This is a genomic window from Kaistella sp. SH40-3, from assembly GCF_030686865.1.
Classification (GTDB): domain Bacteria; phylum Bacteroidota; class Bacteroidia; order Flavobacteriales; family Weeksellaceae; genus Kaistella.
In genome coordinates, this window is record NZ_JAQYUS010000002.1 from 247,697 (window position 1) to 274,525 (window position 26,829).

A 26,829-nucleotide genomic window follows, 5' to 3' on the forward strand; every position below is an offset into this window, starting at 1 on the left:
GCAAACTTACCTACATCGCATTCAATACATCCAGAATAATCCCACAACCTTCTCTAATTTCCTCTAAAGAAATCGTAAGCGGCGGCGAAATTCGTAAATATTCATTTCTGTACAGTTGCCAGAAAACGATCAATCCTTTTTCCATACACCGTTTTGCAACTTCTAAAGTGAAATCTGGTGAACCTAGATTTACCGCCAACATCAACCCTTTTCCATTGACATTTTTAATTTTTGGATGAATTAGTAATTCACGGAATAAGTTTTCTTTCTCCTGAATTTCATTCATCAAACCGCTTTCAATAACTTCATGCAAAGTCGCATAACTTGCCGCTGCAATTAAAGGGTTTCCACCAAAAGTAGTGATGTGTCCCAACTTTGGAGAATGTGAAAGGGAATGCATGATTTCTTTGGAACTCATAAAAGCACCAACCGGAACGCCACCGCCCATACCTTTTCCCATGACCAAAATATCTGGAACCATTCCGAAATGTTCAAAAGCAAAGAGTTTTCCTGTTCGTCCAAATCCTGGCTGAATTTCATCCAGAATTAATAAAGCGCCAACTTCTTCACATCGTTTCTTCAAATTATAAAAATAGTCGGAATCCGGAACTAAAAATCCTGCTGCTCCTTGAATCGTTTCTGCGATAACACAAGCCGTTTTTTCGGTAATCTTTATGAAATCTTCTTGATTATTAAATTCAATAAAACTCACCATCGGCAAGAGTGGACGAAACTCCCGCTTGTGATATTCGTTCCCAGAAACCGATAAAGCGCCGTGTGTATTTCCGTGGTACGAATTGGTCATCGAAATGATTTCTTCTCTGCCCGTAAAACGTTTGGCTAGTTTTAAAGCGCCGTCAATTGCTTCTGCGCCTGAGTTTACGAGATACGTAACTTCTAAAGGTTTGGGTGTAGCATCTGCTAACAGTTTGCATAATTTCACCGGCATTTCCTGAGCGTATTCACCATAAACCATGACGTGTAAATATTTCTCTGCCTGCGTTTTAATCGCTTCTACAATTTTCGGATGGGAATGTCCCAAAGTATTGGCAGAAACTCCAGCTACAAAATCGAGATAGCGCTGACCATTTTTTCCGTATATATAAGATCCTGCGGCTTTTTCTACTTCGAAACCTGCGGCGAATTGGGTGGTTTGGGCTTGGTATTTAAAAAAATCTGTTTGCATTTAGCGAAAATGTTTTATTACAATCTGGTGTTGCGCCCCGACTTGAACGGAGCTCTTTTTGTGGAACGAAGTGGAACAAAAAAGCGGGAGTGGAAGGCGGATTAAGGCGCCCAATAAAAAAAATTACTTACGAACCCGCTTCGGCTTCTTGGCTTCTTCTTTGGCTTTCTCATCATCAATCGCTTTTTGAGCAGCGTTGTAAAGAGCGTCGTCGGCTTCGTATTTGGTTTCGGGATAATCTGGTGTTTCTACAAAAATATCTTTCCAGGTACGAAGTCGGTCTTTGGTATTCCAGTTGAAATCGGGGAAAAATCTTTTTTCACGCGAGATTAAACTCATGGGATAAACCTCGTTATCTGCTCCAATATTACAGGAAATTATTTGAACTTTCCGGTCTTCAAATTCGGCTTCAATCATACCACATGTTGAAAGTGCGACCCCGATTCGCTCTACTTCTTTGGTCTTTTCGTTTTGATCGTCGGCGTAGGTAATTGCTTGTGCGTTGCCGATCACTTTGGCAAGAGAGATTTCGTTGTCTTTATAATAAACCGTCATCAACTTTCCTTTGACTTGGTTGAATTCATCTTTCATGTTTAAAGAATCTGCCTTGCTGATTGCAAAGGCATTTCCAATGACTTTTAAAGAGTCGATGAACTCTTTTTCGGTATCGAAATAGGCTTCAATTTTATCGCCTGTAACTTGTTTCTCGCCACTCCACGCAATTGGTTTTCCGTCGAGATGCAGCACTCCATCTGTTTCATTAAAACTCAACGAATCAGCACGAACCTGAATATTGGACTTGAACATTCTGGCTTTTTTATAAGCACGCAGGAAACTTTTTTTCTTGAGCGGATTTACAGAATCTAATTTTTGATACGCCAAAATTCGATCTGCAGAAAAATACATGGAATCCTTTTCTAAAATCTTCACCGCATAAGGTTTATCGGTCATCATCGCGGAATCTTTCTTTTCGTAGATTTCGCCGTAACCGCCTTTCATAAAGCGTTTTTCTAAAGGATCACGCAACATCACATTTCCTTTTCCGGTTCCAAAACCAGTGATTTGATTGAAGTACAAATCATCGCCTGTCAATATTTTTCCGTTGTAATGAATTTTGGAATTTTTCTTTAAATAGACTTCCTTTGAATTCATGTTATAGGTTCCTTTCTCCGTATAAATAAGATTGGAAGGATTCTTTTTATTGGTAATGGTTGTGGCTCCGTTAAAGGTTGCTGTATTCGTATTTTGATTTTGTACGATATTCACTCCTTCTACAATATACTCGGGATTATCGATTCTTACATTTCCTGTAAAATCAATTAATCTGCTATTTAAATCGTAGGTTGCAGCTTTGGTGTACATTACGTTTCCATCTTTGGTAATGGTTCCGCCAGTATTGAAATAGGCTTTATTAGAAAGTCGGTCGTAGTATAATATTTCAGTTTCGATGGTTTGGCCGGGATCGACTAGAAGTACTTTTTTACGCGCGATTCCCTTTTGACTATTTCCGTCGTACTCCATTTCACCGGAAGTGATGACAGAACCGTCGGCATTTTGGAGTTTTACGTTGCCAATGGCTTTTACGAAATTTTGATCTTTGTAAAAAACAACTTCATCTGCTGTTAAAATTGAGCCTTGATGAAAAAACTGCACATTGCCCGAAAAGAAGGGATTATCATTGTACTTTCCTTTTACAATTCCAAACTCATCCGAATGAATTAATTTTACTTTTTCCCCACCAGGACTTTTTTTTGTTTGATTAAAAAAAGGATCTTTTACAGTAGGTTCAAGCGGTTGCGTAGGAATTTGCGCAAAAAATTTAATACTTATAAAGAGAAAAAAAACAAGAAGTCTTTTCATTAATCTTTTTTAGTTCCGTAAAAATAAAGAGAGTGGGAATCAATATTTACACCAAAAATTTCTTCTACAGATTCCTTGATTCCTTGAATTCTTGGATCACAAAATTCGATAATTTCCAGAATTTCTTTATCAGAATCTTTTTTATAAATTACCAGATGATCGTGTTGTTTATCGAAATAAGATTTTTCGTAAGAGGAAGAAGTCAAAGTTTTTTCCCCAAACTGGTGTTTTCTGATCAAACCTGCATCTAGAAAAATTTCTATGGTATTGTAAATGGTTGCTTTGGAAACATGGTATTTCTTCTGCATCATTAAAAGATACAAATCATCAACATTAAAATGATGTTCCATATTGTAGATTTCCTCTAAAATCGTATAACGTTCGGGCGTGTTTCTGAAACCTTTTTCTAGAAGGTATTGTTTTAAAACTTCCTTTATCGTTGAAATATTCAGATCTTTTTGTTTAGCGTCCATTAAAAATAATTATATGCAAATTTATTGATTTTTTTATTAATGACGCTTACCGATATTTTCAGTGATTCTTAGAGTTTTAGGAATCGTATCTATGGAAATTTACCTGCTGAATTTTATTGGTAATACTCTTCTGATCCAATAGCGGCGCTGACTCTACGACTACATTATGAGCAGAAACTCCCCAAGCTTTGAAATCATCACTACCAATATATTTCACGAAATTATAGATATTAAGTGTAATTTTTTCTTTTACGGTGAGCAAAGTATCATTAATGTAAGTATTATCAATAATCACATATTTTAAATCTGGTGGTACATTATAATGTCGAAGTGATGGATGGCTGCTTCTAGATGGGATACTTCCTTCCTCCATCATGTCTTCTAAAACCTGGTCAAAATAATCATTGATTCGTCGATCTACTTTAAATCCGAGCATGAAATTAATACGGTAAATAGTACCTGGCATAATTTCATCAATGGTATATTTAAAGGTATATGGGTCTTCCTGATTAGAAATATTCAAAATAAAATAATGGTCTGCTCTTTTCGGCTGCTTGCGCAAAATAGAATAGATGATCTTGGCTTCTACTTCATCAGTTCTTTTTGCCCGGCTTAAAAAAGCAAGGTTCGTGGCATATTTAGGAATCGTTTCATCCAGTTTCATTTCTTTAATTACGGGTACATATTTATCAAGTTTTACAAAGGTGATAAACTTGGCTTTGATTAATCTTCCGTTGTACCAGGCGTACATACAGACTGCAATAAATCCCCCTAAGACCATAGTTAACCAACCTCCATCAAAAAACTTAATCACATTCGCATAGAAAAATCCGAGTTCAATACATAGGTAAACGGTGATAAAACCGAGTGCAAAAACTTTAGTTGCTTTATTTCGGCTAAGCCAAAAGAACAGTAAAATCGTTGTCATTAACATTGTAATCGTAATGGTTAAACCATACGCAGCTTCCATCGCTTCAGACTTTTGGAAGTAGATAACGACAATAAAACAAAAGAACATTAAACCCCAATTAATTCTGGGAATGTACATTTGCCCTTTTACGCCGGAGGGATAATCGATTTGCTGATTCGGCCAAAAGGTGACCGACATCGCTTCTGAGAACATCGTAAACGAACCGGTAATCACCGACTGACTCGCAATAATTGCTGCAGCAGTCGCTAAAATAACTCCGGGTAAAATTGCCCATTCCGGCATAATTCCAAAAATTGGATTAATTCCTTGTGAAACAGATTCTGGATTATCCAGTAACCAGGCACCTTGACCCAAATAATTTAAAATCAACATTGTTTTTACAAAAATCCAACTTACCCGAATATTCTGTTTACCACAATGTCCAAGATCAGAATATAATGCTTCTGCACCCGTGGTACAAAGGAAAACTGCGCCCATGATTACAATGGCACTTGGTGAATGCGTAATGAGTTGGTAAGCGTAATACGGATTGAATGCCTTCAAAATTTCGATATGATCAACAATATGAACAGAACCAAATATTCCTAATACCAAAAACCAAAGCACCATTACGGGACCAAAAAGTTTTCCGATGGAGGCTGTTCCGAATTGCTGCACGATGAAAACAATCGCCAAAATTACGAGGGTAATAGCAACAACGGGCGTATGCGGCGAAAATATTTTGAGACCTTCTACCGCAGACATTACGGTAAGCGACGGCGTTATAATACTATCGGCCACCAATGTTGAAGCACCAATAATCGCAATGACGTAGAGCCACTTTTTCTTGAGTTTCTTGACCAAAGAATAAAGAGATAAAATCCCACCCTCTCCTTTATTGTCTGCACGTAAAGCAATGACCACATATTTAAAAGTGGTTTGCAATGTTAAGGTCCAGATGATACAGGACAATGCTCCTTCGATATATTCATCAAAAGGCAAATTCCCAGTTCCGTGTCGGGCATTAACGATCGCTTTCATTACATAAAGAGGCGAAGTTCCAATATCTCCGAAAACGATTCCTAGGGAAACCAAAACTCCTACAGCAGTGAGTTTTTTAGTGTCAAAATTTGATGAAATAGTCTGTGACATTAAGTTTAAAAAATTTAGTCAAAGGTAAATCTTTCTTGCACGTTTTCCTGAAAGTATTTATAAATGAAAAAACTCTCTTTCGAGAGTTTTTATCTATTATGCTTTGATGTATAAGGCATTCTTTATTTCTTCCTTCACCTTTTCTAGTTTCGGGAACCACTCTGCAAAAAGTGGTGCTGAATAAGGTGCCGGAGCATCTGGTGTTGTGATTCTTTTAATTGGAGCATCTAAATAATCAAATGCTTTTTGCTGAACCATATACGTAATCTCCGTTGCGATGGAACCCAATGGCCAAGCTTCTTCCAAAATCACCAATCTGTTCGTTTTCTTCACTGATTCCAAAACCGTATCATAATCTAATGGACGTACCGTTCTTAAATCAATAACTTCTACCGAAATTCCTTCTTTTTCTAAATCCTCAGCGGCTTGAATCGCCAGTTTCATAATTTTACCAAAAGAAACTAAAGTTACATCTGTACCTGCTCTTTTAATATCTGCTTTTCCGATTGGGATATAATATTCTTCTTCTGGAATTTCCATTTTGTCGCCATACATTTGTTCAGACTCCATGAAAATTACCGGATCATTATCTTGAATTGCAGTTTTCAATAAACCTTTTGCATCATAAGGATTAGATGGTACAACTACTTTTAAACCAGGAGTATTTGCAAACCAAGATTCTAAAGCTTGAGAGTGCGTTGCTCCTAATTGTCCTGCAGAACCCGTTGGACCACGGAAAACGATAGGACAACTCCACTGCCCTCCACTCATTTGACGGATTTTTGCAGCATTATTAATAATCTGATCAATTCCTACCAACGAAAAGTTGAAAGTCATATATTCTACAATGGGTCTATTACCATTCATGGCTGCACCTATGGCAATCCCAGTGAATCCTAGTTCAGCAATTGGAGTATCAATCACTCTTTTAGCTCCGAATTCATCGAGCATTCCTTTAGAAGCTTTGTAAGCACCGTTGTATTCTGCAACTTCCTCTCCCATCAAGAAAATGGATTCGTCTTTTCGCATTTCTTCGCTCATTGCCTGTGCAATCACTTCTCTAAAAGTATATTCCTTCATAATCTATTCAAAAATTAAAGTACAAAAGTAAAGATTTTTTAGTTAAGTACAGTACATCATCCCATGAAAAAGCATCTTCGAAAAGATGCTTTTTATCAAGTTTATATGGAGAAAACTTATTTAACTGCGTGCCAGGTTTGTGTTCTTCCGATTAACGAGAATCCCACATACCCTCTTACATTCAGTTTATCACCATCTCGGGTGATGTTACATTTATAAGTTTTTCCTGTTTTTGGGTCTGTAATTGTTCCACCAGAAAATTCAGAACCTTCTTTTTTCATTCCCCGAACGACTTCCATTCCTAAGATTGGTTTGTTTTTGCGGTCATCTTTACAATCCGTGCAATTTGCATTTGCAGGTTTGATTAAAAGTTGAATCACTTTACCGTAATATTTACCATCTGCTTTTTTGGTAATTTCTACGATTGATTTTGCTTGTCCGGTTTCATCATCGATGGTTTTCCATTTTCCTTCAATTTGGGCATAAGATAGTGTTGCGAATAATAAAGCAACAAAACTGAAAATTATTTTCTTCATTGTAAAATTGTTTAATTTTTTAGTTGGATAAAAGTAATTAAAAAAAGTTAAACACCAAACTTTTAACTATTCATATCATACTAATCAAAAGTATTGACAAAATAATAAAAATTAAACAACGGTTTAAAAAACATTTTAAAACTTATTGCAGTTTACGATTGATCACCCGATTCATATAATCTTGATACCAGGCTTTGCTTAAAAGAATTCCTTTTTCAATTTCCGGGTTTTTAACTTTGTTAACGAGATTTTGCTCCAAACCTTTATCATCAATAGTATAAATTCCGGTTACTTCTTTTCCATTAAACAGATAAATATAATTCCCAATCATGAATTGTTCATTGATGGAATCGGAGTTGATGATCATATAATCTTCCTTCTTATCGGAAACTAAACTTCTCCCCCAACTTCTGATCTTTTTATTGTAACCCAGTAAATCTACTAAAGTTGGATAAATATCCATTTGCTGTGCAGGCTCTGTGATTTCTCCGGTTAAATTATATTTTGGATTGGGTGAGTAAAACAAAATTGGAACTGCAAACCTGTTCATCGATTTTTCATATTCTGGATAGCCAACTTGATTCGTATGATCGGCTACGAGAACAAATATCGTATTTTTGAACCAAGGCATTTTCTCTGCGGTTTTGAAAAATTGTTTCAAAGCATAATCCGTATAACCAATCGGTTCATGAATTTCTAGTGGACCTTTTTTAAATTTGCCCTGATACTTTTCAGGAACTTTAAAGGGATGATGCGATGAAACCGAAAACAAAGTCGCCATAAACGGTGATTTCTTAGTGTTCAAAGTTCTTGCAAAATATTGAAAAAACGGTTCGTCCCAAATCCCCCAAATTCCATCAAAATCTGCATCATTATTATATTCGGTTTTTCCATAGTAATGTTTGAAGCCCAAAATGTTTCCGAAACCTAAAAAGCCCATCGACCCATTTGGCGCTCCGTGAAAGAACGACGTATTATAACCCATATCATTGGCAACAGAAACAATCGACTGTATTTTTTGGTTCGAATAAGGCGAACTCGTAAAAGCATCTTTCAATGTTGGAATGCCCGCCAAAATAGAACTCATTCCGTGGATCGATTGTCTTCCGTTGGCAAAAGCATTTGTAGCAATTAAACTCTTGGTTGCCAAACTATCGAAGAACGGCGTGTAAGAAACGAAATCTTTAATTTTAGTATCTTTATTAAAAGCACCGGAATATTCTTTTCCAAAACTTTCTAGGATAAAAATAACAACATTCGGTTTTGGCTTCACAGGTTCACGTGTATATAATTTATAAGGATGTACATTTTCATCAATGAACTTTTGATCAACGAAATGAACTTCCTGAAAATTATTCGTATTCATCGTTCTGAAAAAAGAAAATACACTATTCAGAACAACATTTGCTTGCGCCGGTTTGGTAACATGTCGGTTCGCATCAACCAAATTAATCGGACGCGTCGAATGTTTAAAATCGCCTCGAATGCCGCCCACAACCAATAAAGCAGTTATACATAAAGTCAATACCGAATAGATAAAATACGGAACTAATTTTACAGGTTTTTTCCAAATGACTTTCACCTTTTTATAAAGGAAAATCCAAAGAATCATTAAAACCGCAAACCAAACAATCACAAAAGGATGTTCTACAATCGACAATAAAAAAACTTTACCAATATTACTTTCATGTTGCGCAACATTCATTGCTGCAGTGGTCAATCTTGCCTGAGAGAATTTAAAATAAACGAAATCTCCGAAATTCATTCCGTAAGAAATTCCATTGGTAATGAAATAAAGGTAAAACAAAAATTTCTGGTAAGACTTCTTTGTATTAATGACAATCGGAATAATACTCAAAAGGATGAATAGCGCATTCACATATAAAATCGCCGTCGTATCAAAGGCAATTCCACGATAAGCCAAATTCAGATATTCTGAAACGCTGTCAACCGCAATTAAATCTTTATTAAAAAACCAAAAAAGCAATCGTGCGATTTGATAGAAAAAATAAGCGAGGAATATTCGGTAGATTAAAGCAAAAATCTCTTGAAATCTAATTTCTTTCATTACTATTTTGTTCAAATTTAGGATGCAAATTTACACTATTTTAGAATTTAGAAATGATCTAAAAATGCAATTACTTAAACCGCAAAAAAATCAAAAGACCAATGCAGAAATAAAGATTTTCAAAAGTTTGCAAAATAGAAAAATATTTATTTTTTCATGCCTTTGCAAACTTTTGCTTCACTTATATAAAAATAAAACTTTTGTCTCTTTTGTGGTTTAAAAAGATTCTAAAAACTCTGAAAATTAATTTTAATAAAAACCTTACTTTTGTGCTTATGAACTTTATTAAAAACAATTTGGCAAACGCTTTCACGCTTGGAAATTTATTTTCTGGAAGTGTTGGAGTAATCCATTTAATTAATGGTGATTATCAAACCACTGCAATTTGCATTATCGTTTCTTTGATCTTAGATTTCTTCGATGGATTTATCGCCCGCGTCATGAAATCAAATTCTGAACTCGGCGTACAACTCGATTCTTTGGCTGATATGGTAAGTTTTGGTTTATTACCCGGACTTGTACTATTCAAAGCATTAGAACCGTTTGGCAACCAATTATTCGGACTGGATCTTCCGTTTGAAATAAAATATATTGGACTTTTCGTTACTTTATTTTCTTGTTTAAGATTGGCGATTTTTAATTTAGATGATGAGCAAACTTATTATTTTAAAGGTTTGAATACGCCATCGAACACGATTCTAATTTTCGGTTTGTATTACGCTTTTTTAGAAACAGAAAGTTTTAAAATTATTTTTGAAAACCCTCTATATTTAATTCTGATCACTCTTATTTTATCATGGCTTTTAGTAAGTCCGATTAAAATGATTTCACTGAAATTTAAATCCATGAAACTGGAAGACAATTATCCGAAAGTTGCTTTGCTGATTGGGGTAATAATTCTTTTAATCATTTTTAAAACAGTGGGAATTCCATTAGCGATGTTGTATTATATTTTGATATCGGTGATTTTTCAAAAACAATTGAAAGCGTAAAAACACATTCAAACTTCTACTATTAAATAACACATTTGGACAAGTGATGACATGTCCGTACAAAAAATAAAAAATGAATTTAAAACTACATAAACCGCTTTGTGTCTTTGATTTAGAAACTACAGGAACACAAGTTGCCAAAGACCGAATCGTAGAAATTTCTATTTTAAAAGTGAATCCAGATTCTTCACGGGAAAGCAAAACCTGGTTGGTGAATCCAGGAATGCCAATTCCACCAGAAACTTCTGCAATCCACGGAATTACGGATGAGAGAGTAAAAGATGCACCAACCTTCAAAGAGATTGCTTCCAAAGTGATGGACATGATTTCTGGTACCGATTTAGGCGGATTTAATTCTAACCGTTTTGACGTTCCTCTTTTGGCGGAAGAATTACTGAGAGCAGGATTCGATTTCGATTTAAGTAAATTTAAATTGGTCGATGCACAAACGATTTTTCATAAAATGGAACCGAGAAATTTGACGGCGGCTTATCAATTTTATTGTAAAAAAGAACTCATAAACGCCCATTCTGCCGAAGCAGATGTTTTGGCAACTTTCGAAGTTTTAGATGCGCAAGTTGGACATTACGACGATTTACCAAATGATATCGCAGGATTGAGTGAAATCTCTTCCCATTTTAAATTTGCTGACTTGGCAGGATTTATTGCTTTTGATAAAGAAGAAAAAGAAATCTTCACTTTCGGAAAATACAAAGGTCAACGAGTGAAAGAAGTTTTCCAGAAAGATTTGGGTTATTACGGCTGGATTCAGAATGCTGATTTTCCCTTGTATACCAAAAAAGTTTTAACGGGAATTCAATTGCGTTCAAAATTTTAAAAAGCCAAAAAAATTAAAATTCTAATCACAATTCTTCATTAAAATTTATTTAATTAAAATGAAAAATATTCTATTATTAATATTTACACTGGCTTTTCACTCGTTATTTTCTCAAAAAATATTAGAAAATTATCCTACGACTCAAAATGCTTACAAAGGTGGCAACATCCAATTATTCAAAGATATGCAGGACTTTTTCGTGAAGAACGATTTACGTCCCTGCAACGAGAATGAAATGTATTGGATCACGTTGCTCATTGATGAAACCGGAAAAGCATATCTGGTTAGAAATCCACGTGACGAGAAAGCAGTTGAAGAAAATAAATGTTCTTATGAATTGGCTAAAAAAGTTTTAGGGAGTCTGAAAAACTGGCAACCTGCGACAGAAAATGGAGTTAAAGTTCGTGCTTACTTTGACTTTCCTTTCTACACAAAAGTTTTTTTTGAAAATTATAAGGAAGGTTACGATATTTTAAAAGATTTTAAAACCCCAGAATTTCCAGGTGGAATTAATCAATTTCGAAAAGAATTTACCACCAAATTAATGAACAATTTAGATTTCCGTTCCTATACTCCTTCCGGACGATTCACTGTTTTCTTTACCGTAAATACTGATGGATCCCTTAGCAATATTGATATTGAACCAAAATTAGAAAATACAGAAAACTTCTTTAAAGACATTTCAACTTCAATTTTAAAGGTTAAAACAAAGTGGAAACCTGGCGAAGTAAGCGGAAATGTAGTACGATATAACTTCAGATTACCACTTAATTTTCAATAAGAATTTAATTTAAAGAAGTCGTACAGAATTCCAGTCAAAAATCACGAAATTTTATATAAAATCACAATGAAAATCATTTGCATCGGCAGAAATTACGCAGAACACGCTCAGGAACTTGGAAATGAAATCCCAGAAAGTCCCGTTATCTTTATGAAACCAGATACGGCAGTTTTAAAAAAAGGAAGCGATTTTTATATTCCAGAATTTTCTGATGACGTTCATTACGAATTAGAAGTCGTAATGAAAATTTCAAAAGGAGGAAAATACATTCAAGAAGAAAACGCCGATAAACATTATGACGAAATCGGTTTAGGAATTGATTTTACCGCTAGAGATCTACAAAGTCAATTGAAAGCAAAAGGACTTCCTTGGGAATTGTCGAAAGCATTTGATGGAAGCGCCGTCGTTTCTGATTTCTATAAAAAAGAGGATTTCGACATGAAAAACCTGAACTTTTCATTATTAAAAAATAAAGAGGAAGTTCAAAACGGAAATACTTCATTAATGATATTCTCACCGGAAAAAATCATCGCATTTGTTTCTCAATACTTTACGTTGAAAGTTGGCGATTTAATTTTTACTGGAACTCCAAAAGGCGTTGGCAAAGTTTCTGAAAATGATATTTTGGAAGCATTTTTAGAAAAACAAAAAGTATTTGATTTGCGAATTCAGTAGGAGTTCCCTTGAGAATGTCGGTAAATATTTGTAACTTTATAGTACAAAATTTAAGATCATGATAAACATTATTTTACCTGTAGATTTTTCAGAAGCGACAGAAAAATTAGTTGAGGGCGCGATAAAATTCGCAAAAGAAACCAACGGAAAAATTTGTCTTATTCACGTGGCACCTTCTGATATAGGATTTGCAATTGGTGATATGGGATTTCAGTATTTTCCAGAGGTGGAGCAAAATGAAATCAAGCAAGAACTTCTACACTTAAACAGTTTGGAACAAAGAATTCTTGCCGAAGGTGTTGATTGTGAACACCTTTTAAAACAAGGAGTAGCAGGGGACATTATTTTGGAATATGCCAAAGACAGAACTGCGGGCTACATTGTAATGGGTTCCCACGGAAGAAGCAATATGTATGATGTCTTTGTGGGTAGTTTAACTAAAGAACTCACACGCCGTTCACCAATTCCGGTATTGGTAATTCCAATTCATTAAGTTTAAAATAAATAAAAGAAATCCCGAAATTCAAAAAATTTCGGGATTTTTATTGTAAATCGGATATCAATTATTTACTTTCTTTTCTGTGGATTTTTGGGTCGTAATAAGGATGATGACCTTCTGTAGGTGAAAAATATTCTTTGTCTTTGTTACCTCCTAAAGTGGTAACAAGTACATAGCACCAGTAGCAAAAAATAATGGTTCCAGCAAAGAATAAAATCCAGTTTGCAACATTTCCTGCGAAATCGAAGAAACCGAAAGACCATTTAAACACACTGCTTAAGAATAAGAAGAAAGACGTCATTTTTTTCCTTTTTTAAATTAACTTTGCACAAATTTATAAAAAATGTTTCGATTACTTTCTAAAGAAAGCAATATATTTTCAGTTCCCGCTTATATTGGGATTCTTCTTTTAATTGTAATTAGTTTTAACTTCTTAGACTTCAATACTTTAGAAATAATTTCTGCCATAATAACTTTTGCAGGAGTTGCCTTGGGATATTTCTGTTTTAATGCAATTGGGCTGACTTATCAAACTCATTTACCCCTATTTTTATATACGGTCTTTGTTTTCGCCTTATATCCGGGTGATCTGGATATCGGAATTGCGGTTTCACTCTTCACCAATTCGATTATTGTCCTGTTATTAACGAATGACAATATTTCTGTTCGCAATTTCTCCTATATGCTCGTCGGCTCAATTCTGGCCTTAAATTTTATTTTTCTTCCGACTACCTGGCCGATATCGATTTTCGTTATGTTTCATATTATCGGAACATCTGACCGGATTGGGCTTCACTTTTTCCGCTTATTTTTCGGAATGTTACTCGTGGCTCTCACCTACTTTGGAATTGCCTATTTTCTGGGAATGAATTCTTGGAATCCCGCTTATTTCCCTTTTACTGGATTTAAACCGCAATCCCATTTTGATAATCTCTTATGGTTAAGTCCAATTGTTATTTTATTGCTGCATGCTGTGATGGACCATTTCAGGAACTTTAATAAAAAAAGTCCGACCAGCAGATTTAAATATACGTTCTTACTTGTTTTCTCTTTAGCACAACTAATTACCATTGTTCTTTATATGGGAAATACTTTTGAATATTTACTTTTACTGGCTTTACCTGCTTCTATCATTTTAAGCAGAATGCTGCGTTTCACTAAAAAATACTGGATGCAGGAAACTGGTTTATGGGTCATAATTATTTCCCTTCTTATCTTTAAACTTACTACTTATTTTAATTTCTTTTAATAATACAACATGATTCAAATTGACGATAAATTAATTTCTGAGGATATATTTTCTGAAGAATTTGTATGTAACCTGAGCAAATGCAAAGGCGCTTGCTGCGTAGAAGGCGATGTAGGTGCTCCATTAGATAAAAACGAGACATTGATACTCGACAGGATTTTCGATCAAATTAAACCTTACCTAAGGCCGGAAGGTGTAAAAGCCATCGAAGAACAGGGAACCTGGGTTTTGGATCCGAGCGATAATGATTACGTGACGCCAATGGTGGAAGGTAGAGAATGTGCTTATGTAATTTTTGATGATAAAGGAATTACAAAATGTGGAATCGAAAAAGCCTATGAAGATGGTGCTGTGGATTGGCAAAAACCGATTTCTTGCCACCTCTATCCTATCCGTGTTGATGAATACAGAACCTTCACCGCACTTAATTATCACAAATGGGAAATCTGTAGTGATGCCTGCACATTGGGAAGAGAATTAAAAGTCCCAATCTATAAATTTGTAAAAACTCCACTCATTAGAAAATATGGTGAAGAATGGTACCAAACATTATGTGATGCGGCTGATGAATGGAAAGCAGAGTACGGTTCGTAGAAAATTTATACCTTTAAAATAAAAATGCAAGAACATTTTGAACTTTTAGATATTTATAAAGCCTTCATTTCATTAATTGCCGGATTAATTCTGGGATTAGAACGAGAAATGAAAGACAAATCTGCGGGTTTAAAAACCATTACGATTATCTGTTTGGGTTCAACACTGTTTTCCATCATCTCTTATAAATTAGCCGGTAACGGTGATCCCACAAGAGTTGCTTCTTATATCGTGAGCGGAATCGGTTTTCTGGGTGCTGGCGTTATTTTTAAAGAAGGATTCAGTGTCTATGGTTTAACTACTGCCGGAATTATCTGGATTGCTGCTGCGATTGGAATGTCAATTGGATTTGGTGAAATTTATATTGCTTTTACCTTTCTAATTTGTGCTTTAATCGTGATTTATGTTGCAAAATTTTTCACCAGTCAATTTGTTTCTTATCATCACAATAAGATTTTGAAATTTAAAATTCCCGTATCATCTGTGGATCAAAAAAAATCGATCATTAGTGATATTAAACAAATTTCAAAAGTGGCTTATGAAATTGCATTAGAAAGAGAGGATGAGTTTTTATTGGTAACGCTCGACCTTCACATCAACAATCAACAAATTGAAACAATGGAATCTTACCTCATCAACAATGAAAACATTGTATCGTTTAGTTATTAGATTACTCCCTTTTAAAATAAAAAAATCCGTCTCGAATTAACGAGACGGATTTTCTTTTGTAACTATTTTATCTTATTTAAAGTCAGCCTCTGAAACATCTTTGTTCAAAACGAATTCAGTTACCGTCATATCGATATTTTGTCCCATTGCAGAAATCTTCATGGTTTTCGGAACCTTTATTCCATCAACGGTCATGTATTCTGTGATGGTCATATCACCTTGCGGTGTGGTAGATTTAAGTAATAATCCAGAACTCATATCGAAATATGATTTGCCGTCTTTTCCTTCCAAAACAAAAACTTCTTTACCATCTACTGATCCTTTGGTAACCGCAGTATAATCTGCAGCATTCATGGATAAAGCATTGAACAATTTTGCTGTTTTCATTTTATCAGTTGCAGCAGCTGGAAGATCCATTTTTTGGCCTCCTTGCATTACGTATCCTTTTTCGCCATCAAAAACAGTCACGGATTCTTGTCCCATCACACTTTGAGTTGCTTTGGATTTGTTACCCATTTTCTTCTCCGTCGTTTTAATTTCCATTCCGCTCATGCTCATTGTAGAATTTGACTTAATGGATTTTACGGCTTCTAGTTTAGCCTTTCCACCCAAAGCAGCAATGTAATTATCGATCACCTGTTGAGGCGAAACTGCAGCCGGTGCAGTAGCGGTAGTTTCTTCTTTTTTCACATTGGCTTCCCAACCATCTTCTGGCATTAAGGTCGCCAAGATTCTATCTTTCGATAAATATTTCTTCGCAACATTTTGAAGATCTTTAACCGTCAGCGCTTTTAATTTCGTTTCGTAATTTAAGATTTCATAACGGTCACCACCTTCTAACTGGTAATTTGAAATATTAGATAACCAGTAAGAATTATCTTTTAAGTTCGTTCTGTCATCGTTTAATTCTCCTTCTTTAAACTTATCTAGATCTTTTTGTTCCGGACCTTTATCGATAAATTTCTGAAGTTCAGCGATAGCACTTTTCGTGAGTTTATCCACATTCTCTGGTCCACATGGAAACTGAAGACTGAACTGATACATTCCGTAAGGAACTTTGCTCATTCCGCCTCTGGCGCCACCACCGTAAATTCCACTTTCTTCTTCTCTCAGTTTTTCAATTACTTTAATGGTTGCTACTTCGCCTAAAGCACTTAATGCTAAATCGTCTTTTTCACTGTAAGGCGCTTCACCAGAATAACTGATTACCACCAAACTTTTCGGATCTTTTCCTTTTTTATAAACTTTATTAAAAGTCCCTTTTGTAGTACGATATCCGTTGTCTTTAAAAGAAGTCGTTTTTCCAGTTGAGGGAAGGCTTGCTAAATATTGGGTTGCATATTCTTTCAATTTATTTTCATCCAGATTTCCTACAAAATAGAAATGGAAGTTTCCGGCGTTTGCAAATCTTTCTTTATAAATCTCGTACGCTTTCTTATAATCTGCTTTTTCCCAATCTTCCGTTAACGGAACTACATTCGTAAATCTTGGATTTTTCTGTTGTAAGAATTTGGAATATTCATTAGAAAAATAAAACTGTGGATTAGACAAAAGGTTCGCGGTCATGGCAGACTGTTTTTCTTTGTACGCGTTGAAAGACGCTGGATCATTATTTAAACCCGTAAAATAAGAATAAATTAATTCCATTGCAGTTCCCAGATCTTTTGCAGTTGTTTTACCATTCACACCTTCGGTTAAATTCCCGATGAACGGTGAAACGCTCACTTGTTTTCCTGCCAGATAATTGGTGATCTCTGTTTTAGAGTATCCATTTACACCTGCTTCTGCTAAAGCTGGAAACACGAATTGAGTTTTTACAAAATCTGCATCAGAAGCCAATGAACTTCCACCCAAACTTCTTGCTGTAAATACAATTTCATCTTCCTTGAAATCTGTTTTCTTATAGGTAACTTTTACTCCGTTGCTTAGGGTTAAAGTCGTGGTTCCTAATTTTGAATCCGTTTCAGTTTTTACAATTTTACCATTTGATTTAAAGGGTTTCAACAAACTTTCGATGTTTGCTTTCTCTTCATACGGGGTTAGTTTGGCCAATTTTACTTCGTCTAATACTTTTAAAACCTGGCTTTCTGTTGGCTGAACTAATCCCTCTTTTTTCGGACCTGTAATTACAATAACGCGGCTGTCATCTTTCACATAACCTTTAACAACAGTATTTACTTCATCTAATTTTACAGAAGGTAAAAAACTTTTAGTCTGATTATATTCCCAAGCAATTCCCGGAATTGGTTCTTGCTCTAAAAAACTGTTCACATATTCGCCAACTAACATAGCACTTTCCGTTTTATCACGGTTATTGTAAGATTTTTCCAAGTTAGAAAGCAACTGTGATTTTGCTCTTTCCAATTCCACCGGCGTAAATCCAAATTTGCTGGCTCTTTCAACTTCTTCTAAAAGAACTTTCAATCCATCTAATTGTTTTCCGTCTTTTGTTAAAGCCATTCCCTGGAATGCCTCTTTTCCTCTTGCATAAGTTCCACCATGGTAAACTACACCGTAAGTGAAAGGTGGATTATTAGAATTCACCATTTCCATCAAACGGTTATTGATCATGGTCGCTGCAAGGTTTTTTACAATACTTTGATTGTACTGTGGAACAGTTACATCTGGTTCTGCTTTGCCAGCATCTTTCATAATAAACTGCACCGTAGAATTCGTAGCATCTGGATCGCTTTCAATCGCAACCAAAGTTTCTTTGTGATTTGGTAAATCGAAACTCTGCCTTGGTCTTTCATTGGTTGGATTTTTATACGAACTAAAGTTGGCTTTAATTTTCTTTTCAACCTCATCAACATTAATGTCTCCAACAACTACCAAAGCCATCAAGTTCGGACGGTACCAATCTTTGTGGAATTGTCTGATAACGTCGGGTTTGAAATTCTCTAAAATTTCTTTTTTACCGATCGGCAAGCGGTCGGCGTAATGAGATTTGTATAAATATTTCGGTAAATACTGATCCATCATTCTTTTGTCTGGACCTAAACCGATTCTTAGTTCTTCTAAAACTACGCCTCTTTCTTTGTTGATTTCTTTATCGCTTAAGGTGGCGTTAAAAGCCCAGTCTTCCATCACTTTCAGTCCTGAATCAAGATTTCCTGGTTTATCTAAAGGTACTGGCAACATATAAACCGTCTCATCAAAACTGGTGTAGGCATTTAAATGCTGACCAAATTTAACCCCGATGGATTGTAGAAAATCCACCAATTTGTTATCCGGGAAATTTTTTGTCCCGTTAAAGTTCATGTGCTCCATAAAGTGAGCAAGACCTCTCTGATTATCATCTTCTAAAATAGAACCCACGTTGATCGCCAGTCGAAATTCGACTTTCTTTTCTGGTTTCGTATTTTTTTTGATGTAATACTTCATTCCATTTGCTAGTGTTCCTGTCCTTACGGCAGGATCTACGGGAATGTTTTGCGCGAATGTTGTTCCCAGTGTCATGCAAAAGACGGAGAACGATAAAATAAATTTCTTCATATATATTTTTGATAAACTGTACTTAAATAGTCGCCAATTTTATTAAAAGGTTACAACTTATAAAAAATAATAAAGATGAAATTCGCCTTTCTGCGTAAGAAAAATCTAAATACATGACAAAAAAATCCGTTTCGAATGAACGAAACGGATTCTATATTTATTAAAGAAAAATTACTTTTTCAATTCTTCCAAAAACTCATCGTGAGAAATTTTGGTTTCTTTTTTAGTTGCTTTTTCCAAGATAACGTCTTTCAATTTCGCCATTCCAACTTCAGAAGAAATCTGACGAACCTGCTCTTGGTCTTTCAACATATCGGCAGCATATTTCTGTACTTCTTCATCTGGTAAATGGTGAATACCGTACATTGCTAATTGATTTCTTACCAACTGTTCTGCTTGTCCTAAAACATCAGCGTAGTCTAAAGTAATCTCGTTGTCATTCATCAATTTTCCTTCAAGGATTTGATATTTTAACTGATTTTTTTCTGCTTCTAAAATTTCTTTTGCCTGCTCTTCAGAGGTAATTTGCGCATTGCTGAACATTAACCATTTAACCAAGAAAGTCTCAGGAAGTTGAACTTCTTCTTTTTCATTGATTTGAGCCAACACTTTATTTACGAAATGAATGTCAGCATTTTGTTGAAAATACTCATCTAATTCACTTTTCACTTTCGCTTTTAGTTCTTCTTCGGAAGAAACAGTTCCTTCACCGTAAACTTTATCAAACAATTCTTGGTTTAATTCCGCTAAGTTCAATTTAAAGAAATCTTTTACTTTAACCTCGATTTGGTCGTGGTGTAAATGCTCAACTTCTTCTGTGCTGAAACCTAATTCTTTTGCCAATTCTTCGTTTTTCTCTAAATCTGCTTTAGAAACTTTTACAGATTCGTCTTTTGCCAAAGACTTCACCAATTTGAAAGCATCTTTTTTAGCAGCATCTACAGTGATGTTTTTTGGTGCGTGGTTGTGTTCCCCTTCTGCTCCTTCTTCAATCACTTGACTGATTTCTAAAGCAACGGTAGAATCTTTACCAATTGTATCTTGTGGTTCTTGCTCTGCGAAACGCTTCTGCATGTTTTCGATGCTCTGATTTATTTCTTTGTCAGATGCTTCTACTTTAAAATGAGGCGCTTCGTATTTCGCTAAATCAATAGTGAATTCTGGTTCGAAACCAACTTCAAACGCTACAGAAAGTTGTTCCGCATTATGATCTAATTCTTCAACTGGTTGTGGAACCGGCTGACCTACCAATCTTAATTTATTGTCATTGACATAACCGTTCAATGCTTCAGATACTTGTTTATTGATTTCTTCAAAAGCGATTCCCGCTTCATATTGCTTTCTCACCATGCTCAATGGCACTTTTCCTTTTCTAAATCCAGGAACTTGTGCATTTTTTGCGTAGTGGTGCAATTGTTTTTCAACTTTATCTTTATAATCTGACTTATCTAATGTAATGGTAAGTAACGCACTTACTTCATCGTGTTTGGTCGCTGTAACGTTCATTTTAATGTATTGAAAATTTAGGTTGCAAAAATAGGAATTTTTTTTGATTAATTAAAAAGGAAAAATTTTCTTTTCCTTAAACATAAAGGATGGAAATTTTCCACCCTTTATTTTGATTTAAAGTCTTTTAGTTAGAAATTGAATAAGTCGCCATCGCATCGGTTTCGCCACCGATTACAGAACCGAATTCTTTTCCAGGTTCGCCTACTTTAACCGATACCGGATCGTGAATTACCGTTAAAACCAATTGCGGATTTACGCCGTCCTTGGCTTTATTTACGGTCCATTTAGTTTTTAAGCCAATTTTAATTCCATCACTATTCGTAGAAGATTCATCATCGATTCTCTCTAAACCAATATTGGAATTCTGAAAATCAAATAATAAGAAATGTTCATCCTTGGCTTCTTTGATGCTTTCTGTTTCGTCTTCATTTCCATTGAGGAAAACTGCATTTACGGTGTAGGTTTTTCCGTCCGTCAATTTAATGTCTGGATTTGTGGTAGAATTTACCGTGTAATTATAAGTGGTTGTAATTCCGGTTGCATCATCTTTTACATTGAGAATAATGTTAGAAATATCTTCCTGGGAAAGCACGTCATCATCTTCATCAGCGCGGCTGCAACTTACTGCAAAAACGGTTATAAATAAAAGGATGATATATTTTAGTTTAATTAATGATTTCATTTTTAAAATTTTAGAAGTTATATTTAATATTGAAAATAATATTACGGCCCATTTCATAAGAGAAATAACGCATTCTGTTCAGGTAATCTTTGTAATTGGTATCAAAAAGATTAGTCACATTTAAACCTGCAGAAAAGTATTTATTAAAGTCGAAACCAGTTTGTATGCTCCACAACGTATAAGTCGGCGGAGGCGTAGAAAGATCTAAAGTCTTTTCGACCTCTACTCCATTTTCGAAAATATTAATGGTTGGATTATAAACTGGAAATCTCTTTTGATGCAAGAAAGTTTGTTGCTGAACTTTGAAATAGAAATTTTTCCACTGCTCATTTTTGAATTCTAAACTGTTGGCAAAATTCGTCGGCACCATCATTATTAAAGGTTGATCGTTGGTTTGATCTTCACCATTGATGTAAGAGAAATTTCCATGATATTCAAAATGATTATTCAGTTTCAACTGTGCATCAACATCTAAACCGTACATTCTCGCATCAATTTGTTTATATGACCAAACTGGGAAAACCCCGCGAATTGTATTTTGAATTCCAGTCGGAATTTCAGTGATGAAGTTTTTAGTAATGAATAAATAAGGATTTACGGTAACTCTTAATCCATCTAAAACATTCAGTTTTCCATCGACATTTAAATTGAATTGATTTCCGTCTTCATTCTTAATTCCCATATTTCCAACTTCAATAATCGCAGCGGAATGATGCAATCCATCAGCAAAAAGTTCTGCTACATTTGGCGTTCTTCCCACTTTCGCATAATTCAGTTTCACATCAAAATTCTTGGAAGGTTGATAATCTAAACCTGCGTTAAAAGATAAATTCTTGTACGTCAAATTCGGTTTGGTGAAAACACGATTTCCATCAGTTTCCACATAATATTGCGAAAAATCATCTGCGTACAAATTTTCCCAATCACTTAAATCATACCATTTTTTGACTTCATATTTCGTCACATCATATCTTAATCCTGCTTCTGCAGTAAATTTTGGAGTCAACTTATATTTAAAAACAGAATAAACACCGCCGGCATATTGATCATAATTTGGAACCAATCTTCTCGCCATCGTTTCTGGCGTAGAATAATTAAACTGGTATTTCAAATCGATTCCGGTTTCTAAACTCCAGTGTTGTCGCTCGATAAAATCATTGATGTTGAATTGATTCGTATATAATTCCAAATCCAAAGACGGAACTTGCGCCAATTCACCTCTTCTCACATCATATTCCTTTCTGTGATTGTATTGAACGTTATAATCAACAGAAACCTTTCCTAGATTTTCAAATCTTTTAAAAGCAGAAATCTTGGCAATATGATGTTGAACATCTTGTTTTGGATTATCAATCGAATAAGAAAAATCTCTTTCATAAATTGGAATATCAGAAGTTAAGGCTTTATAAAAATCTTCTAAATTCCCTAAATCAGAACCTCTGTAAATTCCAATTTCTTGATTGGTAACGCTGTAATCAAAGGAGATTCCCTGTAAGAAAGTATTATGCTGAACCGTCAATCCAAAAGAATTATTCTGCAAACCGGTATTCATTAAATTATAATTCGGCGTTTTCAAATCACCTAATTTTTTAAATCCACCAGTTGTTTTTATCACCCAGCCATTTTCCCAGGTTTTCAATAAATTAATTCCAAGTCCAACTCCTTTTCCATTAGAAATCCCAGAAAGATTTGCACTTCCCTGAATCGTATCTTTTCTTTTATAAACGGCAGGTTCTAAAACTACGACTCCACCAATTGCATCACTTCCGTACTTTAAGGCAGATGCGCCTTTAATCACATCGACGTGTTCAAACTGGTTCACATCAATATTCGGTGCATGTTCAACACCCCATTCCTGTTCCGCCATTTTCACCCCATTATTAATGATCGGAACTCGGCTTCCGTAAAGCCCATGAATAATCGGTTTCGCAATATTATTTCCCGTTTTCAAAGCACCAACACCCGAAATCGAGGACAAAATATTTCCTAAATTCTCTGTTGAATTTCGGTCGATATCTGTTCGGTCTAAAGATTTTACAATCAATGAATTCACGTTTTTATGAGTTCCATGAAGCGTAATTGTTTCAATATCTGCAACATGATGTTCCAATTGAAGCGTAATCTCAATATCTTTATTAACGGTAAGATTTTCCGTAATCGGGTCACAATCAGGGTGATTAGCGACAAGCGTATAATTTCCTTTTTCTACAGTTTTAAAGGTAAAGTTCCCTTTAGAATCTGAAACCTGAGTTGTAGTTCCGATCGTAATTTTTGTGCTCTTCAAAGGCGTTTTGTCGTGATAATCGATCACTTTTCCTTTGACTGTAAAAGTAGTTTGCGCATTAGCGAATAGCAATCCAAACAAGATTGCGATGATATTTAAAGTAAATTTCATTTAAATTGAGTTAAGAATAAAAAAACATGAATCATTAAAAAACTGATTATCAATTTTTTAGTATTCATTTCGAAAAAAAAATCTGTAATTAAATGAAGAATGCCGGCGGACCGCGCAACTGAAAATTGAAGAGGGAAAGTGGCTTGAAGACTCTTTCTGCCTCACCAATTTCTAATTGAAATTCTTCAACCGAAATTGCTTTAAAGAAAAACTCCTGAGCAGTGATATATTTTCCTTCATGTAAAATATGACAGGAAAGACAATCTGCATAATGTGCAACTTCAGAAGAAGTTGTAAAAGTTTTATCGGATTTGGTAAAATGAAAATCTTTGAAGACTTCACCGCTTCCATGATTGTGAAAACTTTGAGAAAATAACGCCACGAAAAGATAGACCACTGTAAACAGCGATGCTAAAAATTTCTGACTCTTTCTATTTCTCAACATTTTGCAAATTTAAGATTTTTAAAACAAAACAATCATCCAGGAAGATAAAAATTAAATAATGAAAAAATGAAATAAATCAAAATTTAAATTATGGTTAAAACTCATATCACAAAGACTTACATAATTGATAGAGATTTCGTAATTTTGTGCTGAAATTTTTAACTATGAAAGAAAGCGCAGTGAAAAAGATTGTGGTTCTAACTTCAGGTGGAGATGCACCCGGAATGAACGCCGCCTTAAGAGCGGTTGTGAGAACTGCAAGTCACTACAAGATAGAATGTTACGGAGTAAGAGAAGGTTTTAATGGTTTAATCAATAACGATTTTACCAAAATGGGACCTCGTTCTGTGAAAAACATTATTACTGAAGGCGGTACGATTTTGAAGTCTGCCCGTTCATTAGAATTTAAAACAGCAGCAGGAAGAAAAAAGGCTTTTGAAAATTGTCAGAAACACGGGATCGACGGAATGGTTTGTATCGGTGGAGACGGAACTTTCAAAGGAGCAAAAATTTTCTGCGAAGAATTCGGAATCCACGTAATTGGTGTTCCCGGAACTATTGACAACGATATTTTCGGTACCGATAATACCATTGGTTACGATACGGCTTTGAATACTGCCATGGAGGCCATCGACAAAATCAGAGATACTGCCACTTCACATAACAGAATATTTTTTGTTGAAGTTATGGGACGTGATGCAGGTTTCATCGCATTAAACAGTGGATTGGCAACGGGTGCAATCGGTATTTTAATTCCAGAAAAGAAAGACAGCATCGACGAACTTTTTGCCACTTTTGAAAGAGCAGAAAAAGCTGGAAAAGCCTCGAGTATTGTGGTGGTTGCTGAAGGTGAAAAACTGGGCAGTATTTACGATATCGCCAAAGCCACTCAAAATGGTTTCCCAAGTTATGATATTCGCGTTGCCGTATTAGGCCACATTCAGCGAGGAGGCTCACCAAGTTGTGCCGACCGAGTACTGGCAAGCAGATTAGGATACGGAGCCGTTATCGGTTTAATGGACAACAAAACCAATGTAATGGTCGGGATGCAATCAAACAGAATGGTTTACACACCAATTGAAGAAGCCGTAAAAAAACACAATGAAGTCGATCAGGATTTACTGAAAATTTCAGAAATCTTGGCAATATAATTAACAACAAATCTAATTTTAAAATAAAAATTATGTCAACAATCAAAGTAGGAATCAACGGATTCGGTAGAATTGGTCGTCTTGTTTTCAGAGCAATGGCCGAAAGAGAAAACATCCAAGTAGTTGGAATCAACGACCTTATCAATGCCGAATACATGGCGTATATGCTAAAGTATGATTCTGTACACGGTGAATTTAAAGGTGAAGTTTCTGTTGAAGGAAATGACCTTATCGTAAACGGAAAAAGAATCAGAGTAACTGCTGAGAGAGATCCTAATAACTTAAAATGGAATGAAGTAGGTGCAGATTACATCGTAGAATCTACAGGTTTATTCCTTTCAAAAGAAGCTGCTCAAGCGCACATCAACGCGGGTGCGAAAAAAGTAGTTCTTTCTGCTCCATCAAAAGATGACACGCCAATGTTTGTAATGGGTGTGAACCACAAAGAATTGACAGACGATATCAAAATTTTCTCTAACGCTTCTTGTACAACCAACTGTTTGGCGCCGATTGCAAAAGTAATGCATGACAACTTTGGAATTGTTGAAGGTTTAATGACGACTGTTCACGCAACTACTGCGACTCAAAAAACAGTTGACGGACCATCAATGAAAGATTGGAGAGGTGGACGTTCTGCTTTGAACAACATCATCCCATCTTCTACAGGTGCTGCAAAAGCAGTAGGAAAAGTAATTCCTGCTTTGAACGGAAAACTAACCGGAATGTCTTTCAGAGTACCAACAGCAGACGTTTCTGTAGTTGACTTAACCGTAAGATTAGAAAAACCAACTTCTTACGAAGAAATCTGTGCAGCAATGAAAGCAGCTTCAGAAGGAGAATTAAAAGGAATTTTAGGTTACACTGAAGATGCAGTAGTTTCTCAGGATTTCGTGGGCGAAAAAAGAACTTCAGTATTCGATAAAGACGCTGGAATCATGCTGTCTCCACAATTCGTGAAAATCGTTTCTTGGTATGACAACGAAATGGGATACTCTAACAAATTAGCCGATTTATTGGTACATTCTGCTTCTCTATAGTCAGAACTTCAGTAATGAAAATACTAAACCTCTCGAATTTCGGGAGGTTTTTTTTATAAAATCATTTGGCCAATCCCCTCGCCTTGCTTTTCCAGCAAGGCAGTTATTATAAGAAAATTGGTTTAAAAATTGATAAAAGAAATCCGTATCTTAATAAAGTTAAAACGCATTTAAATTATAAAAAATATTATTTTCTCTTTGCTAAGTGAAACGCCTTTGCGCTCGTAATTTCAGAAGGATGATGTGGAAAAATCTTTGCGTCATTTTGCGTTAAAAACTATTCCATAAAAAACTATGACACCAAAATTCCAAAACGCCACTCATTTCAAAAATTTCTGGGAAAAAGGAAACGGAAAAGAACTGCTGGATTGGGCAGAAATAAAACCAGACTTTCAGACTTTTCAAAATTACATTCCACTCTATCATCAAGTCGATGAACTGGGAGATGAAGTGGTGAAAGAAACTTATCTGAAACTCAAATACAAAGATGCGAGTTCATTGATTCAAAAATATTCAACACAACCAATTTCTGAAAATGATGATGCTCCCGAAA

23 protein-coding genes are annotated in these 26,829 nt (G+C 35.3%); 10 read left to right on the top strand and 13 right to left on the bottom strand.

Translation table 11 applies throughout. The features are described from left to right. Positions 1–10: 10 nt before the first annotated feature. The 7 genes from PUH65_RS04915 to PUH65_RS04945 all read right to left on the bottom strand — a co-directional run bounded on the left by PUH65_RS04915 (position 11) and on the right by PUH65_RS04945 (position 9,265). Complete coding sequence (locus PUH65_RS04915) at positions 11–1,186, bottom strand: aspartate aminotransferase family protein (RefSeq protein WP_305518667.1); 1,176 nt, start codon at positions 1,184–1,186, stop codon at positions 11–13. A gap of 123 nt (positions 1,187–1,309) precedes the next feature. Then, on the bottom strand, positions 1,310–3,046 hold the full coding sequence (locus PUH65_RS04920) for an OstA-like protein (RefSeq protein WP_305518668.1): 1,737 nt from the start codon (positions 3,044–3,046) through the stop codon (positions 1,310–1,312). Continuing rightward, positions 3,046–3,519, bottom strand: a complete 474-nt coding sequence (locus PUH65_RS04925) for a Fur family transcriptional regulator (protein WP_305518669.1) — start codon at positions 3,517–3,519, stop codon at positions 3,046–3,048. Before PUH65_RS04925 ends, PUH65_RS04920 begins: the two co-directional genes overlap by 1 nt. 76 nt (positions 3,520–3,595) lie before the next feature. Then, positions 3,596–5,581 carry a KUP/HAK/KT family potassium transporter gene (locus PUH65_RS04930; protein ID WP_305518670.1) on the bottom strand — a complete coding sequence of 662 codons (1,986 nt, stop codon included), beginning with the start codon at positions 5,579–5,581 and terminating at the stop codon, positions 3,596–3,598. Positions 5,582–5,677: 96 nt separating this feature from the next. Next, the gene (locus PUH65_RS04935; protein ID WP_305518671.1) at positions 5,678–6,661 is read right to left on the bottom strand and encodes a pyruvate dehydrogenase complex E1 component subunit beta; all 984 of its coding nucleotides are present in this window, start codon (positions 6,659–6,661) and stop codon (positions 5,678–5,680) included. Positions 6,662–6,777: 116 nt separating this feature from the next. Then, on the bottom strand, positions 6,778–7,197 hold the full coding sequence (locus PUH65_RS04940) for a DUF2147 domain-containing protein (protein ID WP_305518672.1): 420 nt from the start codon (positions 7,195–7,197) through the stop codon (positions 6,778–6,780). Positions 7,198–7,339: 142 nt separating this feature from the next. After that, entirely contained in the window at positions 7,340–9,265 is a 1,926-nt protein-coding gene (locus PUH65_RS04945) for an LTA synthase family protein (RefSeq protein WP_305518673.1), read from the bottom strand. Between the two features lie 275 nt (positions 9,266–9,540). Here PUH65_RS04945 and PUH65_RS04950 point away from each other — a divergent pair, with 275 nt between their 5' ends. From PUH65_RS04950 to PUH65_RS04970, 5 genes are all read left to right on the top strand, one after another. Continuing rightward, the gene (locus PUH65_RS04950) at positions 9,541–10,257 is read left to right on the top strand and encodes a phosphatidylcholine/phosphatidylserine synthase (protein WP_305518674.1); all 717 of its coding nucleotides are present in this window, start codon (positions 9,541–9,543) and stop codon (positions 10,255–10,257) included. Between the two features lie 73 nt (positions 10,258–10,330). Continuing rightward, a complete protein-coding gene (locus PUH65_RS04955) occupies positions 10,331–11,095 on the top strand; it encodes a 3'-5' exonuclease (RefSeq protein ID WP_305518675.1) in 765 nt (254 codons plus the stop codon). Positions 11,096–11,153: 58 nt separating this feature from the next. Beyond that, positions 11,154–11,876 (top strand): hypothetical protein, encoded by a 723-nt coding sequence (locus PUH65_RS04960; protein ID WP_305518676.1) that lies wholly within the window; start codon positions 11,154–11,156, stop codon positions 11,874–11,876. Between the two features lie 66 nt (positions 11,877–11,942). Further along, positions 11,943–12,551, top strand: a complete 609-nt coding sequence (locus PUH65_RS04965) for a fumarylacetoacetate hydrolase family protein (protein ID WP_305518677.1) — start codon at positions 11,943–11,945, stop codon at positions 12,549–12,551. A 58-nt stretch (positions 12,552–12,609) separates the two neighbouring features. Then, a complete protein-coding gene (locus PUH65_RS04970; RefSeq protein ID WP_305518680.1) occupies positions 12,610–13,044 on the top strand; it encodes a universal stress protein in 435 nt (144 codons plus the stop codon). 70 nt (positions 13,045–13,114) lie between these two features. Here PUH65_RS04970 and PUH65_RS04975 read toward each other — a convergent pair whose 3' ends face one another. Continuing rightward, positions 13,115–13,351 (bottom strand): hypothetical protein, encoded by a 237-nt coding sequence (locus PUH65_RS04975; RefSeq protein ID WP_305518682.1) that lies wholly within the window; start codon positions 13,349–13,351, stop codon positions 13,115–13,117. Positions 13,352–13,393: 42 nt separating this feature from the next. Here PUH65_RS04975 and PUH65_RS04980 point away from each other — a divergent pair, with 42 nt between their 5' ends. From PUH65_RS04980 to PUH65_RS04990, 3 genes are read left to right on the top strand one after another with little or no spacing between them, the layout of a single operon-like run. Beyond that, positions 13,394–14,299 carry a DUF6427 family protein gene (locus PUH65_RS04980; RefSeq protein ID WP_305518685.1) on the top strand — a complete coding sequence of 302 codons (906 nt, stop codon included), beginning with the start codon at positions 13,394–13,396 and terminating at the stop codon, positions 14,297–14,299. Positions 14,300–14,308: 9 nt separating this feature from the next. Beyond that, entirely contained in the window at positions 14,309–14,893 is a 585-nt protein-coding gene (locus PUH65_RS04985; RefSeq protein WP_305518687.1) for a DUF3109 family protein, read from the top strand. Positions 14,894–14,917: 24 nt separating this feature from the next. Next, entirely contained in the window at positions 14,918–15,562 is a 645-nt protein-coding gene (locus tag PUH65_RS04990) for an MgtC/SapB family protein (protein WP_305518689.1), read from the top strand. Positions 15,563–15,634: 72 nt separating this feature from the next. Here PUH65_RS04990 and PUH65_RS04995 read toward each other — a convergent pair whose 3' ends face one another. The 5 genes from PUH65_RS04995 to PUH65_RS05015 form a co-directional block, all read right to left on the bottom strand. Then, positions 15,635–19,057, bottom strand: a complete 3,423-nt coding sequence (locus PUH65_RS04995; RefSeq protein WP_305518691.1) for a pitrilysin family protein — start codon at positions 19,055–19,057, stop codon at positions 15,635–15,637. Positions 19,058–19,228: 171 nt separating this feature from the next. Further along, complete coding sequence (locus PUH65_RS05000) at positions 19,229–20,563, bottom strand: trigger factor (protein ID WP_305518693.1); 1,335 nt, start codon at positions 20,561–20,563, stop codon at positions 19,229–19,231. A 127-nt stretch (positions 20,564–20,690) separates the two neighbouring features. Further along, positions 20,691–21,248 carry a hypothetical protein gene (locus PUH65_RS05005; protein WP_305518694.1) on the bottom strand — a complete coding sequence of 186 codons (558 nt, stop codon included), beginning with the start codon at positions 21,246–21,248 and terminating at the stop codon, positions 20,691–20,693. 10 nt (positions 21,249–21,258) lie between these two features. After that, entirely contained in the window at positions 21,259–23,643 is a 2,385-nt protein-coding gene (locus PUH65_RS05010; RefSeq protein WP_305518695.1) for a TonB-dependent receptor domain-containing protein, read from the bottom strand. An 88-nt stretch (positions 23,644–23,731) separates the two neighbouring features. Next, positions 23,732–24,088, bottom strand: a complete 357-nt coding sequence (locus PUH65_RS05015) for a hypothetical protein (protein WP_305518696.1) — start codon at positions 24,086–24,088, stop codon at positions 23,732–23,734. Between the two features lie 164 nt (positions 24,089–24,252). Between PUH65_RS05015 and pfkA the strand changes: the two genes are divergently transcribed. Both pfkA and gap read left to right on the top strand, forming a co-directional pair. After that, on the top strand, positions 24,253–25,239 hold the full coding sequence (gene pfkA, locus PUH65_RS05020) for a 6-phosphofructokinase (protein ID WP_305518697.1): 987 nt from the start codon (positions 24,253–24,255) through the stop codon (positions 25,237–25,239). 32 nt (positions 25,240–25,271) lie between these two features. Continuing rightward, positions 25,272–26,276 (top strand): type I glyceraldehyde-3-phosphate dehydrogenase, encoded by a 1,005-nt coding sequence (gene gap, locus PUH65_RS05025; protein WP_305518698.1) that lies wholly within the window; start codon positions 25,272–25,274, stop codon positions 26,274–26,276. Positions 26,277–26,829: the final 553 nt, after the last annotated feature.